The organism is Agromyces soli, assembly GCF_022811605.1.
Classification (GTDB): Bacteria; Actinomycetota; Actinomycetes; order Actinomycetales; family Microbacteriaceae; genus Agromyces; species Agromyces soli.
Genome location: NZ_CP094533.1, coordinates 1806663 through 1820755 on the forward strand (window position 1 = coordinate 1806663; position 14093 = coordinate 1820755).

The following is a 14093-nucleotide window of genomic DNA, read 5'->3' on the forward strand; positions in this document are numbered from 1 at the left end:
TTCAGCCCCGGTCGACGAAGACGACGCCGCGGTAGCCGGCCTCGCCCCAGGCGACCATGCGGTCGAGGTCGGCGTGGGCGATCGGCAGCTCGTGGGTGTCGACCCAGCTCTCGCCGAGCTCGGAGCTGATCCACGGGTCCTCGATCACGACGACCTCGTCGTCGGCCGCGTGGGCGAGGACCCAGTGCGGGCCGGTCTCGCCGTGCATCGGCGCCTCGTCGATGAGGAGGAGCGCGAGCTCGCCGCCCGCGATGCGGCGGGCGATCTCGGCGACGGCGACGCGCTCGCGCACGACGGGCACGCCGACGGCGTCGGCCTGGCGCTGCGACTCCGACTGCAGCTCGGCGCGGAAGTCGCGCTCGAATCCGGAGTACGCCTCGATCAGCACCGGCCCGTCGTGGTCGAGGTGCACCTCGACGCGACGATCCGGCGGCAGGGTCTCGCGCATGACGACACCGAGCCCCACCGGTTCGATCGCGGGGTAGTTGCTCGCCCGCCGCCAGAAGGCGAGCTCGAGGTCGCGGTCCGCGACCGACGGCTCGGGCGTCGCGTCGGCGGCGAAGCCGCCGGCTCCGGCGACCTCCGCCGCGAGCAGCCCGGTCACCGCGCCGCAGGTGTACATCGTGGTCTGCGCGTAGTACGGCGCCTCGGCGTGCGGCAGCTCGCGCAGCCAGCGCACGTAGCCGCGGCTGCCGAGGGTGCCGGCCGCGGAGGGGTGCGGAGCCCGCAGTTCGGTGAAGCCGCGTTCCCCGGCGAAGGCGGGCAGCTCCTGCCCTGCGGGCACCTCCCACTTCACCGCGGCGTCGCCGTTCGCGATGGCGCGGTCGAGGAGCTCGTCGACGAGCCCGGCGGCGGCCGGGGCATCCGCCTCGCTCCGCCACCACACGTCGACGATCTTCACCGCCGCGGTCGCGCCGCGGCGTGAGCTCAGCACTGCGGCGACGGCGGCGCCGTCGCCGTCGCGGGCGACGTCGAGCCGCGGGGCGTACGCCTCGCGGGGCAGCTCCCAGCGCGCCGCGCGGGCGGTCCCGAGCGCAGTGCGCAGCTCGTCGTCGAGCCTGGGGGAGAGGGTGGTGGTCATGCCGGGATGGTCCTTCCGTCGGTGCTGTGGTCGTGCGTGTGGGGGCGGTCGCGGTGCGCGGCGGCGACGAGGAGCTTCGTGTACTCCTCGACCGGTGCGTCGAGCACCCGGGCGCAGGGGCCCTGCTCGACGACGCGGCCCTGCCAGACGACCGTGACGGTGTCGGCGATCCGCCGCACCACCGCGAGGTCGTGCGAGATGAAGAGGATGGCGACGCCGAGCTCCTCGCGGAGCCGGCCGAGCAGCTCCAGGATCTGCGCCTGCACCTGCACGTCGAGCGCCGAGACGGACTCGTCGCAGATGAGCAGCCTGGGCCGGGGCGCGAGGGCCCGGGCGATGGCGACGCGCTGGCGCTGCCCGCCGGAGAGCTGCGCGGGGCGCTTCGCCGCGGCATCCGCGGGCAGCCCGACCGTCTCCAGCAGCCCGGCGACCTCCGTCGCCGGCCGCCCGCCGACGGCGAGCGCCTCCCGCAGGATCTGCCCGATGGTCATCATCGGGTTCAGCGAGGAGTACGGGTCCTGGAACACGATCTGCATCTGCCCGGGCGTCCGCGAGCGGCGGCCGGGCGAGAGCACCGCGCCGTCGAAGGCGATGGTGCCGCCGTCCTCCCGCTCGAGGCCCGCGATGCAGCGGGCGAGCGTCGACTTGCCGGAGCCGGACTCACCGACGATGCCGACGATCTCCCCGGCCGCGACGTCGAGGTCGACGCCGCCCAGCACCGTGCGCTCGCCGAAGCGCTTCACGACGCCGGTGGCGTGCACGAGCGGTGCGGCGGCGGGCGGATCGGCGGCGGACGCCTCGGAGCGCCCGGATGCCTCGGCGTGCCCGGATGCCTCGGCATGCACGGGCGCGTCGAGCGCGAGCGCGGGGTCCGCCGCGATGAGCGCCTTCGTGTACTGGTGCTCGGGCGCCGAGAGCACCCGGGCGGTGGCGCCCCGCTCGACGACCTCGCCGTGCCGCATGACGAGCACCTCGTCGGTGCGGCCGCGGACCAGGCCGAGATCGTGCGAGATCAGCAGCATCGCCATGCCGCGCTCGTGCTGCAGCTCGCGCAGCAGGTCGAGGATCTCGGCCTGGTTCGAGGCGTCGAGCGCCGTCGTCGGCTCGTCGGCGATGAGCAGCCGCGGGTCGCTCGCGAGGGCCGCCGCGATCGCGACGCGCTGGCGCATGCCGCCCGACAGCTCGTGCGGGTGCGCCCGGGCGACCCGGGCGGGCAGGTTCACCTCGTCGAGGCGGCGCGCGACCTCGGCGTCGAGCTCGCGGGCGGGCAGCCGGCGGCCGGCCTTCGCCTCGAGGGTCCAGGCGATCTGCGGCCCGCAGCGGTGCACGGGGGACAGGCTCGTGAACGGATCCTGCAGCAGCAGCGACACCTCGCGGCCGCGCACGGCCCGCCACGAGGCATCCGTCTGCTCGAGCCGGTGCTCCCGGCCGTCGACGCGGAGCGTCCCCGCGGCGCGGAAGCCCGGCGGCAGCAGCCCGACGAGGCTCTTCGCCGTCAGCGTCTTGCCCGAGCCGGACTCGCCGATGAGGGCGAGCGATGCGGCGGGCGCGATCGCGAAGGAGAGCGGCTCGACCATGCGGCCCGCGGGGCCCTCGATGCCGTCGAGGGCGACGTCGATGCCCGTCATGACAGGCCTCCGCTCCGGGTGAGGCGCTGGCCGAGCCAGTCGCCGACAAGGTTCACGGCGCAGGCGACCGCGATGATGAGCACCGCGGGCACGATCACCGCGGCCGGGTTGTCGAACATGATCGACCGGCTGTCGGTGAGCTGCCGGCCCCAGTCCGCCGTGCCGGGCGGCACGCCGACGCCGAGGAACGACAGCGAGGAGAACGCGACCAGCGCGAACGCGACGTTCAGCATCGCGTTCGTGATGACGAGCGAGGAGACGTTCGGCAGGATGTGCCGGAACATCACCCGCCAGCGCGACAGCGAGAGCATCTGCGCGGCCTCGATGTAGGGGCGCGCGCTCTGCTCGAGCACGCCGGCCCGCACGATGCGGATGTCGGACGGGGAGAAGAGCAGCACGAGCAGGGCCACCGTCGTCCAGTAGCCGCCGCCAAAGACGCCGGACACGACGATCGCGGCGAGCAGCACCGGCAGGGCGAGCAGCAGGTCGGTCCAGCGGCTGATCACGAAGTCGAGCGGGCCGCGTTCGTAGCCGGCGAGCGTGCCGAGCAGGATGCCGAGCAGCATCGAGCCGACCGCGACGCAGACGGGCCCGACGAGGGCCGAGGCCGCGCCCGCGACGGTGAGGGCGAGGATGTCCCGGCCGAGCTCGTCGGTGCCGAGCGGGTGCCCGGGGCTGCCGGCCGGCATCAGGCTCGAGAGGATGTCCTGCTTCGTGGCCTCCGGATAGAGCACCGGCCCGAGCACCACGGCGAGGAACGCGGCGGCGAGCACGACGAGGCAGACGACGACGGTCACGGGCACGCCGCGGCGGCGGAACCCCACGCCGACGGCGCCGAGCGAGGCGCTCATGCGGTGCCTCCCTTCGCGCGGACGCGCGGATCGAGCAACAGGTAGGCGAGGTCGGCGAGCAGCGCGATCACCGCGATGACGAGGGCCACGAGCAGGGTGAGCGCCTGCACGACGGCGAGGTCCTTGAACAGCACCGAGTCCTGCAGCAGCGTGCCGAGGCCCGGCAGCGCGTAGGTGGTCTCGGCGAGCACCGTGCCGCCGACGAGGAAGGTGAGCAGCAGGCTCGCGCCCGTGACGATCGGGATCGCGGCGTTGCGGAGCGCGAGGCGGCGCACGCGCCCCTCGGGGATGCCGCGGGCCCTGGCGCTCGTCACGTAGTCGGCGTCGAGCTCGCGGAGCATCGCCGTGCGGGTGAGCTTCAGCACGATGGCGCCGAGTCCCGCGGCGAGCGTGATCGCGGGCAGGATCAGGTGGTAGAGCGTGTCGAGCGGGCCGCGCCCGCCGCCGTACACGGGGAAGATCGGCAGGTAGTAGGCGAACACGTAGAGCAGCAGGAGGCCGACCGCGAAGGTCGGGGCGCTCAGGCCGATGACGCCGAGGGCGGTGCCGATGCGGTCGAGCACGCCGCCGGCGCGGACGGCGCTCTGCACGCCGAGCGGGATGCCGCTGCCGATCGCCGCGACGAAGGCGAGGCCGCACAGCGCGAGCGTGAGGCCGAGCCGCGATCCGATCGCGTCGGCGACCGAGGTCTGCAGCCGGATCGACTGGCCGAAGTCGCCCGTCAGCACGCCGCCGAGCCAGCGCAGGTACTGCACGGGCAGCGGGTCGTCGAGGTGGTACTGCTCGCGGATCGCGGCGACCGCCTCCGGCGAGGCGGGGCGGGTGCCGAGGAGGGTCTTCACGAGGTCGCCCGGGGCGAGGTGCAGCATCGAGAAGACGACGATCGAGAGCACGAACAGGATCGCCACGGTGCCGAGCACGCGCACCGCGAGCATCCGGCCGATGGGCCGGAGTCGCGGTGCGCGCGCCGTGGGGAGGGACTCGGTCACAGCTCAGCGCGGTAGAGCCGGGTCGGCCAGGACGAGATGAACGCGAAGGAGCTGTAGTCGTCGAAGCCGAGGTCCTTCGCGAAGGCGGTCGCCGACTGGCCCCACCAGAGCGGGACGTTCACGACGTCCTCGGCCTGCAGCGTCTCGACCTGCACGAGCAGCTCGGCGCGGGCGACCGGGTCGGACTCGGCGCCGGCCTGGGCCAGCAGCTCGTCGATCTCCGGGTTGCTGTACGCCGAGGGGTTGCCCGGCCCGAGCAGGTAGCTCGGCACCTCGGCGGGATCGCCGAGCGTGGAGAAGTACCACATCAGGCCGACGCCGTAGCTCGACGAGGCGTCGAGGCTCGCCAGCCATTCCTCGATCGGCACCTCGCGGACGTTCAGGGTGACCCCGATGGAGGCGAGGTTCTCGGCGAGCGACTGCGCGGCGGTGCCGAGCTGGGGGCCGGTCGAGGGCGTGAGCAGCTCCGCCTCGAAGCCGTCGGGGTGGCCGGAGGCGGCGAGGGCGGCCTTGGCCGCGTCGAGGTCGAAGTCGTACTGCGGGATCTCGGCGAGCACCTTGCGCGCCTCGTCGGCGTCGTACGCCTTGCCGAGGGACTCCGGCGTCATGATCGCGGTCGCGGCCTCGCCGTGCCCGCGGAGGAGCTTGTCGACGACGGCGTCGCGGTCGACGGCGTGCGCGAGGGCCTCGCGCACCTTGGGGTCGTCGAAGGGCGGCAGCGAGGTGTTGAAGTAGAGGCCCACGTAGGACAGGTCGTTCACGTACTCGACCCGCATGGTGTCGAGCTTCTCCCACTGGCTCGCCTGCGCGAGCGGCACGTTGAACGCGACGTCGACGTCGCCCGACTGGGCGGCGAGGAGGCGCGTGGACTCGTCGGGGATGAACTCGACCGTGATCGACTTCACCTTCGGCAGTTCGCCCCACCAGGTGTCGACGCGCTCGAGCTGCACGTGCGAGTCGGGCACGAACTCGGTGACCTGGTACGGGCCGGTGCCGAGCAGCAGCGAGTCGGCGGTGCCGACCTTGCCGGCGTTCTGCTCCCAGAACGCCTGCGAGCTGATGAACGCGGCGCCGCCGGAGCTCATGTTCGAGGCGAACGCGGCGTCGGGCGCGGTGAGCGTGATCGTCACCTCGTGCTCGTCGGTCTTCTCGATCGTGTCGACGCCCGCGAGGTAGTAGGCGAGGCCGGGGGAGACCGTCTCGTCGCGCGCCTGCTCGAGGCTGTAGACGACGTCGTCGGCGGTGACGGGGGTGCCGTCCTGGAACTCGGCGTCGTCGCGCAGCTCGTAGACGTAGGTCACGTCGTCGGTCTGCTCCCAGGACTCGGCGAGGCCGGGCTGCACGCGGCCCTGCGCGTCGACCGAGACGAGGCCCTCCTGGGCGATCGAGGCGATGTAGTAGTTCAGGATGCCGGCCTCTTGACCGACGTAGAGGTTCGACAGCGAGCCGGGGAGGGCGACCGTGATGTGGTCGATCTCCTCGCCCGTGTCGGCGCCGGTGCCGGGGTCGGGGGCGCCGGTCGCGCAGGCGGCCAGCAGCAGCACGCCGGCCGCTGCGGCGCCCGCGCGCGCGGCGCGGGAACGCGGGGAAAGGGACATGGGGGATTCCTCCTCGAGGGGTCGGGGGAGCGGAGCGAGGGCGATGGGTTGCGCGAAGCGCGCGCGATGCCCGTGCGAACGGCGGCGGGCGTCGGCGAGCGCCTCGACCTCGAGTCCGTTCGGACGGCGCGCGGCGAGCATGCGGAGGCTCGCCGCGACGGCGGGGATGGCGCTCGCCTCGGCGAGCGTCAGGGCGACGGTGCGGGTGGAGCAGGCGGGGCTGAGCCCGAGCGCGCGCACCCCGGGCGGCGGCGCGGTCACGAAGGCCCGCTCGGGCAGGAACGCCACGCCGAGGCCGCCGGCCACGAGGGCGAGGGCGGCGTCCGGGCGGGAGACGCGGAGGTCGCCAGCCGCGTCGTCGCGGCCGACGAGCTCGGCGACGAGCGCCGAGCGGGTGCCGTCGCCGAAGATCCAGGGGAGCCCGGTGAGGGCGGATGCCCCGACGCGCGCGTCGAGGGCGCCCGCCTCCGCGGCGGGCACGGCGGCGATGAGTTCCTCCGCGTAGAGGAACGTCGACCGGAGTCCCGCCCGGCGGAGTCGTGCACCGCGCTCGCCGGAGTCGCTGGTGGTGACGGCGATGTCGGCGCGGCCGGAGCGGACGAGCTCGAGCGCCTCCTCGGTGCCGGCCTCGATGAGGCGGGCCTCGACGCCGGGCAGTTCGGCCGCGATGCGGGCGAGCGCCGGGGCGATCGTCGTCGCGATGGCCTCGGCGGGGGCGGCGATGCGCACGGTGCCGACTCGGTGGCCGAGGGCGCGGGCGAGCTCGGTGGCCGCGGCCGTGAGGCTCGCGTCGATGCGCGGGGCGTGCGTGGCGAGCAGTGCGCCGATGGGGGTGAGGGCCGCCGAGCGGGCGGTGCGGGCGACGAGCGCGGTGCCGAGGCGCGTCTCGAGCCGCTGCACGTGCTGGGTGATGGTCGGCTGGCTGTAGCCGAGCGAGCGGGCGGCCGCGCTGATGGACCCGGTGCGGTCGATCGCGACCAGGATTCGCAGCGAGTGCACATCGAGCGCACGGGTCAGTGCGTCGATTTCGACGAAGCCATCATCGTCCATAGGGGAAGGCTATAGATGTTCATGTTTCGATGGCGTAACAATATGTAGGCGGACGTCACCGGGCGTCGCCGAGGAGCTGCCGCGAGCTGGCACGATGAGTTCGGCACACGAGACACAGCGAGGTGGCATGGATCTGCGGGCGGCGCACGAGGACTGGGTGCGGGAGCGCGAGGAGCGCGTCTGGGGCGAGTGGGGCATCGCGAGCCTCGCGGCCACGCACTGGCTCTGGACCGAGCCGCTCGAGCTCGAGGGCGTGCCCGGTCGCTGGCACGCGGCCGACGGCGTCGTCGTCGGCGAGGCGATCGACGATCTCGACGGTGCCGCGCTCCGGCTCGCGCCCGGCGAGGAGGCCGAGCTCGCCGGCATCCTCGTCCGCGCCTTCGAGCGCGACGGCTCGTTCGCGCTGCGCGTGCTCGACCCCGGCGCCGCCGCGCGGCGCGGCGTGTCCCGCATCGAGCGCTTCCCACTCGACCCCGCGGCGCGCGTGCCGGGCGTGGTCCGGCGCCGCACGAGCGAGCAGTCGACGACCTCGGTCGACGGGCACTCGGCCCTGGGCGCCTTCGACGCCGTCGTCAAGCTCGAACTCGACGGCCGGACCGTGGCCCTCGCCGTGCAGGAGGACGAGGGCTGGTACTTCGCGGCCTTCTCCGACGCGACGAGCGGCGAGGAGAGCCATCCCTTCCGCTTCCTCCGCTTCCCGGTCCCCGAGGGCGAGCTGGCGGTCGTCGACTTCAACCGCGCCTACCTGCCGCCGTGCGCCTTCTCGGACCACTACGTCTGCGTGCTGCCGGTGCCCGGCAACCGCTGGTCGGTGCCGGTTCGGGCCGGCGAGCGCGTCGTCGGGTGAATCGGCGAGCCGGATTCCCCGGCTGAGGCGGAATTTCCGGCGGAGCCGTATATCCTGATGGGGCTATGGACGACTTCTGGGCGAATGCGATCTGGTCGCTGGCGCCGACCGTGCTCATCGGACTCATCTTCTGGTTCGTGATGCGCGCGCTCATGCGCGCCGATCGCAACGAGCGAAAGGCGTACGCCCGCATCGAAGCCGAAGAGCGCGCGAAGCGGGCGCGCGAGCGCCACGCCGGCTAGGCGTCCGTGATCACGGGGGAGCAGGTGGCGCTGATCGCCGCCGGCGTCGTCATCCTGATCGATCTCGTCGTGCGCGTCGTCGCCGTCATCGTCGTCCCCCGCAACCGCCGGCCCACCGCCGGCATGGCGTGGCTGCTCGCCATCTTCTTCATCCCCATCCTCGGGGCGCTCATCTTCCTGCTGATCGGCAACCCCAAGCTGCCGCGCGGGCGGCGCAAGCGGCAGGCCGAGGTCGACCGCTTCATCCGCGAGTCCACGCACGGCGTCGAGCGGGCGAGCGACCCGTCCGGCTGGCCCGACTGGTTCGAGGGGGTCGTGCGGCTGAACCGCAACCTGGGCGCGATGCCGCTGATCGGCTCCAACAGCGCCCACCTCATCGGCGACTACGAGGGCTCGCTCGCGGCGATGACCGACGCGGTCCACGACGCGAAGCGCTACGTGCACGTCGAGTTCTACATCTTCGCCTACGATCGCACCACGGCCGCCTTCTTCGACGCGCTCGGCGCGGCCGTCGGCCGCGGGGTCGAGGTGCGCGTGCTGCTCGACCACATCGCCTCGGCGCGGGTCGCCGGTTACCGGCAGACGCTGCGCAAGCTCGACGAGATGGGGGTGCGCTGGCAGCTCATGCTGCCCGTGCAGCCGTGGCGCTGGAAGTACCAGCGACCAGACCTGCGCAACCACCGCAAGATCCTCGTCGTCGACGGCGAGATCGGCTTCCTCGGCTCGCAGAACGTCATCGACCGCAGCTACAACAAGAAGAGCAACCAGCGCCGCGGGCTCAAGTGGAAAGAGCTCGTCGCGCGCCTCGAGGGGCCGATCGTCTCCGGACTCGACGCGATCTTCGCCACCGACTGGTACCTCGAGACCGACGAGCCGCCGCAGCGCGACGAGTTCGACGGGGCGTTCTCGCAGCCGGGCGAGGCCCAGGCGCTCGACTGCCAGGTCGTGCCCTCCGGCCCCGGCTTCCCGAACGAGAACAACCTCAAGCTCTTCCTCGCACTGCTCTACGCCGCGCGCGAGAAGCTCATCATCACCTCGCCGTACTTCGTGCCCGACGAGGCCATGCTCCGCGCGATCAGCGGCGCCACCCAGCGCGGCGTGCACGTCGAGCTCTTCGTCTCCGAGATCGGCGACCAGGCCCTCGTCTACCACGCGCAGCGCTCCTACTACGAGGCGCTGCTGCGTGCGGGCGTGCGCATCTACATGTACAAGGCGCCGTACATCCTGCACGCCAAGCACTTCACCGTCGACGACGAGGTCGCCGTCATCGGCTCCTCGAACATGGACATCCGCTCCTTCGAGTTGAACGCCGAGGTGTCGCTGCTCGTGCGCGGCTCGTCGTTCGTGCGCGAGATGCGGCAGATCGAGGACGGCTACCGCCGCGACAGCCGCGAGCTCACCCTCGACGAGTGGCTGAAGCAGCCGCTGCGCTCGACCGTGCTCGACAACCTCGCCCGGCTCACCTCGGCGCTGCAGTAGCGCGGCCGCCCGGCCGCGCTCAGCTGCGCGGCTTGAGCCGGACGGTCGGCAGCTCGGGGGCCGGCAGCGCCTCGCCCGGGTAGTCCGCGACAGTGCCGAAGCGCCCGTCGGGGTTGTCCCGGCCGATCACCTCGCTCTGCCACTGGCGGCGGAACTCGGCGACCTCCTCGTGGCTGCGGCCGATGAAGTTCCACCACATCACGAGCTCCTCGCCGAAGGGCGTGCCGCCGAGCAGCACGACGCGCGCCGGCTCGGCGTCGGCCCGCAGTCGCACGCCCTCGTGCCGGGGCGGCAGGTAGCCGAGCTCGGCGCGCTCGAGCGTCGCGGTGTGCCCGGCGACCGCGAGCGGGTCGCCGCCGACCATCGCACCCGGGTCCTCGTCCTCGGTCGCGGCGATCGCGAGCTGCACGGGGCCGCGGTCGACGAGGATGCCGTGCTCGAAGCCGGGCTCGAGCTCGATCCACGCCTCGCCGCCGGCCGGCAGGTCGATCTGCGCCGCGACGAGCGGCGTGAACACCGTGACGGCCGCCTCGTCGTCGAGCCCGGGCAGCGTGCCGACGAAGACGCGCACGACCGCGTCGTCGACCGTCGCCTCGCCGACCTCGGCGTGCTCGAAGAACGGCGCCACGTCGCGCGAGCCGTCGGGCAGGGCGACCCAGAGCTGCACGCCGTGCAGCGTCGTGGTCGTCGGCGTCGACACCTCGGAGTGCGAGATGCCGTGGCCCGCGGTCATCAGGTTCACCGCGCCCGGTCGCACGAGCGCGTGGCTGCCCGTCGAGTCGCGGTGCTCGATCTCGCCCTGGAACAGCCAGCTCACCGTCTGCAGCCCGGTGTGTGGGTGCGGCGGCACCACCATGCCGCCGGTCTCGGCCACGTCGTCGGGCCCGTAGTGGTCGGCGAAGCACCACGCGCCGATCGTCGTGCGGCCGCGCTGGGGCAGGGTGCGCCGCACCGGCATGGCGCGCGGGCCGCCGAGCGGCACATCGCGCGGACGGAGCACCTCGATCGCGGCCCCGGCGCCCTCGGCGTGGCATCGCAGTTCGACCGGGTCCCGCTCGAGGTTGCTCATGCGAGGCATCCTATGCCCGCCGGACGCGCCTCCCGGCGAGCCCTCCGGCGCCCGCTTCAACCCGGTGCCCGGCAGCCGATAGCATGGGCGCATGGTTTCTTCCACGGGCATCCGTCGTGCGTCGCTGGCCGCTGCTGCGCTGGCATCGGTCTTCCTCCTCTCGGCGTGCGCGCCGGGCACGAGCCCGGTCGAGAACTTCCCGGGGCTGCCCGAGGCCGAGCACGGTGAGGCCGGCCACGAGACCGGCGGCGACGAGAGCGCGCTGCAGGCGCAGTGGCTCGAGCTCGGCGGCAAGCTCGCCGTCACCACCTTCGGCTCCTCGACCTGCCCGGTCATCGGCACCGACATCAAGGTGCTCGAGCCCGCCGGCGAGGGCAACACCGTCGAGATCGTCGTGCCCGAGCCCGACGCGACCACGCCCTGCACCATGGACTACGTGCCGCACACCACGGTCTTCTGGACCCCGATGAACGTCACCACCACCGAGAAGCTCACGGTGCGCCTCGGCGACGAGCAGACGGTCGTGCCGATCAAGTAGCGGCTCCCCGCCTTCCCGACGGGCCGTCGGCGCTGCGCGCGCCGACGGCCCGTCGTCGTTCGTCAAGTCCGGTGCGCCCACGGCGAACAGCGCCCCGCGAGCCATCCGCCTTGTTTACGCTCGTTGTATCGATGCCCACACAGCCGGCGTCGACGAGGAGTTGATGATGTTCGAGAGATTCACCGACCGCGCCCGCCGTGTCGTCGTCCTGGCCCAAGAAGAGGCCAAGATGCTGAACCACAACTACATCGGCACCGAGCACATCCTGCTCGGCCTCATTCACGAGGGCGAGGGCGTCGCCGCGAAGGCGCTCGAGTCGCTCGGCATCTCGCTCGACGCGGTGCGCGAGCAGGTCCAGGACATCATCGGCCAGGGCCAGCAGCAGCCGACGGGGCACATCCCCTTCACGCCGCGCGCGAAGAAGGTGCTCGAGCTGTCGCTGCGCGAGGCGCTGCAGCTCGGCCACAACTACATCGGCACCGAGCACATCCTCCTCGGCCTCATCCGCGAGGGCGAGGGCGTCGCCGCCCAGGTGCTCGTGAAGCTCGGCGCCGACCTCAACCGCGTGCGCCAGCAGGTCATCCAGCTCCTCTCCGGCTACCAGGGCAAGGAGCAGGTGCAGGTCGGCGCGAACGAGCAGCAGCAGGCCCAGGGCGGCTCGCAGATCCTCGACCAGTTCGGCCGCAACCTCACGCAGGCCGCCCGTGAGGGCAAGCTCGACCCGGTCATCGGGCGCGAGAAGGAGATCGAGCGGGTCATGCAGATCCTCTCCCGCCGCTCCAAGAACAACCCCGTCCTCATCGGCGAGCCCGGCGTCGGCAAGACCGCCGTCGTCGAGGGCCTCGCGCAGGCGATCGTGAAGAACGAGGTGCCCGAGACGCTGAAGGACAAGCAGCTCTACTCGCTCGACCTCGGCTCGCTCATCGCGGGCAGCCGCTACCGCGGCGACTTCGAGGAGCGCCTGAAGAAGGTCACGAAGGAGATCCGCACCCGCGGCGACATCATCGTCTTCATCGACGAGATCCACACGCTCGTGGGCGCCGGCGCGGCCGAGGGCGCGATCGACGCGGCCTCCATCCTGAAGCCGCTGCTCGCCCGCGGCGAGCTGCAGACCATCGGCGCGACGACCCTCGACGAGTACCGCAAGCACTTCGAGAAGGATGCGGCCCTCGAGCGCCGCTTCCAGCCGATCCAGGTCAACGAGCCGAGCCTGCCGCACGCCATCAACATCCTGAAGGGCCTGCGCGACCGCTACGAGGCGCACCACAAGGTGTCGATCACCGACGGCGCGATCGTCGCCGCGGCGAACCTCGCCGACCGCTACATCTCCGACCGCTTCCTGCCCGACAAGGCGATCGACCTGATCGACGAGGCCGGCGCGCGCCTGCGCCTGTCGATCCTGTCGAGCCCGCCCGAGCTGCGCGAGTTCGACGAGAAGATCGCGACCGTGCGCTCCGCGAAGGAGACCGCGATCGAGGAGCAGGACTTCGAGAAGGCGGCGTCGCTGCGCGACGAGGAGAAGAACCTCCTCGGCGAGCGGCTGCGCCTCGAGAAGCAGTGGAAGTCGGGCGACGTCAAGACCACCGCGGTCGTCGACGAGGGCCTGATCGCCGAGGTGCTCGCCCAGGCCACCGGCATCCCGGTGTTCAAGCTCACCGAGGAGGAGTCGAGCCGCCTCGTCTTCATGGAGAAGGCGCTGCACGAGCGCGTCATCGGCCAGGAGGACGCGATCGCCGCGCTCAGCCGCACGATCCGCCGCACCCGTGCCGGCCTCAAGGACCCGAAGCGCCCCTCGGGCTCGTTCATCTTCGCCGGCCCCACGGGCGTCGGCAAGACCGAGCTCGCCAAGGCGCTCGCCGAGTTCCTCTTCGACGACGAGGCGGCGATGATCTCGCTCGACATGTCGGAGTACGGCGAGAAGCACACGGTCTCGCGCCTCTTCGGCGCCCCTCCCGGCTTCGTCGGCTTCGAGGAGGGCGGCCAGCTCACCGAGAAGGTGCGCCGCAAGCCGTTCTCGGTCGTGCTCTTCGACGAGATCGAGAAGGCGCACCCGGACATCTTCAACTCGCTCCTGCAGATCCTCGAGGAGGGCCGTCTCACCGACGGTCAGGGTCGTGTCGTCGACTTCAAGAACACCGTCATCATCATGACGACGAACCTCGGCACGAAGGACATCTCGGGCGGCCCCGTCGGCTTCCAGATGGAAGGCGACTCGCGCACGGGCTACGACCTCATGCGCGCGAAGGTCAACGAGGAGCTGAAGAAGCACTTCAAGCCGGAGTTCCTGAACCGCGTCGACGACATCATCGTCTTCCCGCAGCTGTCGAAGCCCGAGCTCAAGCAGATCGTCGACCTCTTCATCAAGCGGCTCGGCGAGCGCATGCTCGACCGCGACATGACGATCGAGCTCACCTCCGAGGCGAAGGACCGCCTGATCGAGGTCGGCTTCGACCCGGCGCTCGGCGCCCGGCCGCTGCGCCGCGCGGTGCAGCGCGAGGTGGAGGACCGGCTGTCCGAGAAGATCCTGCACGGCGAGCTCAACACGGGCGACCACGTGAAGGTCGACTTCCAGGACGGCGAGTTCGTCTTCGTGACGACGCAGCGGGCCCTGCCCGCCAACGTCGGCGTGAACACCAACGCGGCGCTCGGCACTGGTCCGGCCACGCCCGACCTGGCGGCCGCCTCCGGCGAGTAGTCCCCGCCGGCCGACTCCGGATGCCC

General features: G+C 72.3%; 11 protein-coding genes. 5 read left to right on the top strand and 6 right to left on the bottom strand.

Annotated elements, in window-relative coordinates:
• Position 1: 1 nt before the first annotated feature.
• The 5 genes from MTP13_RS08685 to MTP13_RS08705 are packed head-to-tail and all read right to left on the bottom strand — an operon-like array spanning position 2 to position 7197.
• Positions 2-1081 carry a peptidase C39 family protein gene (locus MTP13_RS08685; RefSeq protein WP_243570677.1) on the bottom strand — a complete coding sequence of 360 codons (1080 nt, stop codon included), beginning with the start codon at positions 1079-1081 and terminating at the stop codon, positions 2-4.
• Positions 1078-2709 (bottom strand): ATP-binding cassette domain-containing protein, encoded by a 1632-nt coding sequence (locus tag MTP13_RS08690; RefSeq protein WP_243570678.1) that lies wholly within the window; start codon positions 2707-2709, stop codon positions 1078-1080. Before MTP13_RS08690 ends, MTP13_RS08685 begins: the two co-directional genes overlap by 4 nt.
• Entirely contained in the window at positions 2706-3560 is an 855-nt protein-coding gene (locus MTP13_RS08695) for an ABC transporter permease (RefSeq protein ID WP_243570680.1), read from the bottom strand. The genes MTP13_RS08690 and MTP13_RS08695 overlap by 4 nt, the downstream gene beginning before the upstream one ends.
• Positions 3557-4549 carry an ABC transporter permease gene (locus MTP13_RS08700; RefSeq protein WP_243570681.1) on the bottom strand — a complete coding sequence of 331 codons (993 nt, stop codon included), beginning with the start codon at positions 4547-4549 and terminating at the stop codon, positions 3557-3559. Before MTP13_RS08700 ends, MTP13_RS08695 begins: the two co-directional genes overlap by 4 nt.
• Positions 4546-7197 carry an ABC transporter substrate-binding protein gene (locus MTP13_RS08705; protein ID WP_243570683.1) on the bottom strand — a complete coding sequence of 884 codons (2652 nt, stop codon included), beginning with the start codon at positions 7195-7197 and terminating at the stop codon, positions 4546-4548. The genes MTP13_RS08700 and MTP13_RS08705 overlap by 4 nt, the downstream gene beginning before the upstream one ends.
• A gap of 127 nt (positions 7198-7324) precedes the next feature.
• On the opposite strand from MTP13_RS08705, the gene MTP13_RS08710 reads away from it, so the two are divergent.
• From MTP13_RS08710 to cls, 3 genes are all read left to right on the top strand, one after another.
• Positions 7325-8044, top strand: coding sequence for a DUF1684 domain-containing protein (locus MTP13_RS08710; protein WP_243570684.1), 720 nt, complete (start codon positions 7325-7327; stop codon positions 8042-8044).
• A 65-nt stretch (positions 8045-8109) separates the two neighbouring features.
• The gene (locus MTP13_RS08715; protein WP_189083612.1) at positions 8110-8286 is read left to right on the top strand and encodes a hypothetical protein; all 177 of its coding nucleotides are present in this window, start codon (positions 8110-8112) and stop codon (positions 8284-8286) included.
• 9 nt (positions 8287-8295) lie between these two features.
• Positions 8296-9765, top strand: coding sequence for a cardiolipin synthase (cls, locus tag MTP13_RS08720; protein WP_243570789.1), 1470 nt, complete (start codon positions 8296-8298; stop codon positions 9763-9765).
• Between the two features lie 19 nt (positions 9766-9784).
• Here the strand turns inward: cls and MTP13_RS08725 are convergent, their stop codons facing one another.
• The gene (locus MTP13_RS08725; RefSeq protein ID WP_243570686.1) at positions 9785-10834 is read right to left on the bottom strand and encodes a pirin family protein; all 1050 of its coding nucleotides are present in this window, start codon (positions 10832-10834) and stop codon (positions 9785-9787) included.
• Between the two features lie 91 nt (positions 10835-10925).
• Between MTP13_RS08725 and MTP13_RS08730 the strand changes: the two genes are divergently transcribed.
• Positions 10926-11372 (top strand): hypothetical protein, encoded by a 447-nt coding sequence (locus MTP13_RS08730; protein WP_243570688.1) that lies wholly within the window; start codon positions 10926-10928, stop codon positions 11370-11372.
• Positions 11373-11538: 166 nt separating this feature from the next.
• Complete coding sequence (locus MTP13_RS08735; RefSeq protein WP_243570790.1) at positions 11539-14067, top strand: ATP-dependent Clp protease ATP-binding subunit; 2529 nt, start codon at positions 11539-11541, stop codon at positions 14065-14067.
• Positions 14068-14093: the final 26 nt, after the last annotated feature.

Coding starts and splice junctions, on each gene's coding strand:
- MTP13_RS08730 (WP_243570688.1), top strand. CDS start 10,926: ATGGTTTCTTCCACGGGCATCCGTCGTGCGTCGCTGGCCGCTGCTGCG.
- MTP13_RS08710 (WP_243570684.1), top strand. CDS start 7,325: ATGGATCTGCGGGCGGCGCACGAGGACTGGGTGCGGGAGCGCGAGGAG.
- MTP13_RS08705 (WP_243570683.1), bottom strand. CDS start 7,197: ATGGACGATGATGGCTTCGTCGAAATCGACGCACTGACCCGTGCGCTC.
- MTP13_RS08715 (WP_189083612.1), top strand. CDS start 8,110: ATGGACGACTTCTGGGCGAATGCGATCTGGTCGCTGGCGCCGACCGTG.
- MTP13_RS08735 (WP_243570790.1), top strand. CDS start 11,539: ATGTTCGAGAGATTCACCGACCGCGCCCGCCGTGTCGTCGTCCTGGCC.
- MTP13_RS08725 (WP_243570686.1), bottom strand. CDS start 10,834: ATGAGCAACCTCGAGCGGGACCCGGTCGAACTGCGATGCCACGCCGAG.
- MTP13_RS08690 (WP_243570678.1), bottom strand. CDS start 2,709: ATGACGGGCATCGACGTCGCCCTCGACGGCATCGAGGGCCCCGCGGGC.
- MTP13_RS08685 (WP_243570677.1), bottom strand. CDS start 1,081: ATGACCACCACCCTCTCCCCCAGGCTCGACGACGAGCTGCGCACTGCG.
- MTP13_RS08695 (WP_243570680.1), bottom strand. CDS start 3,560: ATGAGCGCCTCGCTCGGCGCCGTCGGCGTGGGGTTCCGCCGCCGCGGC.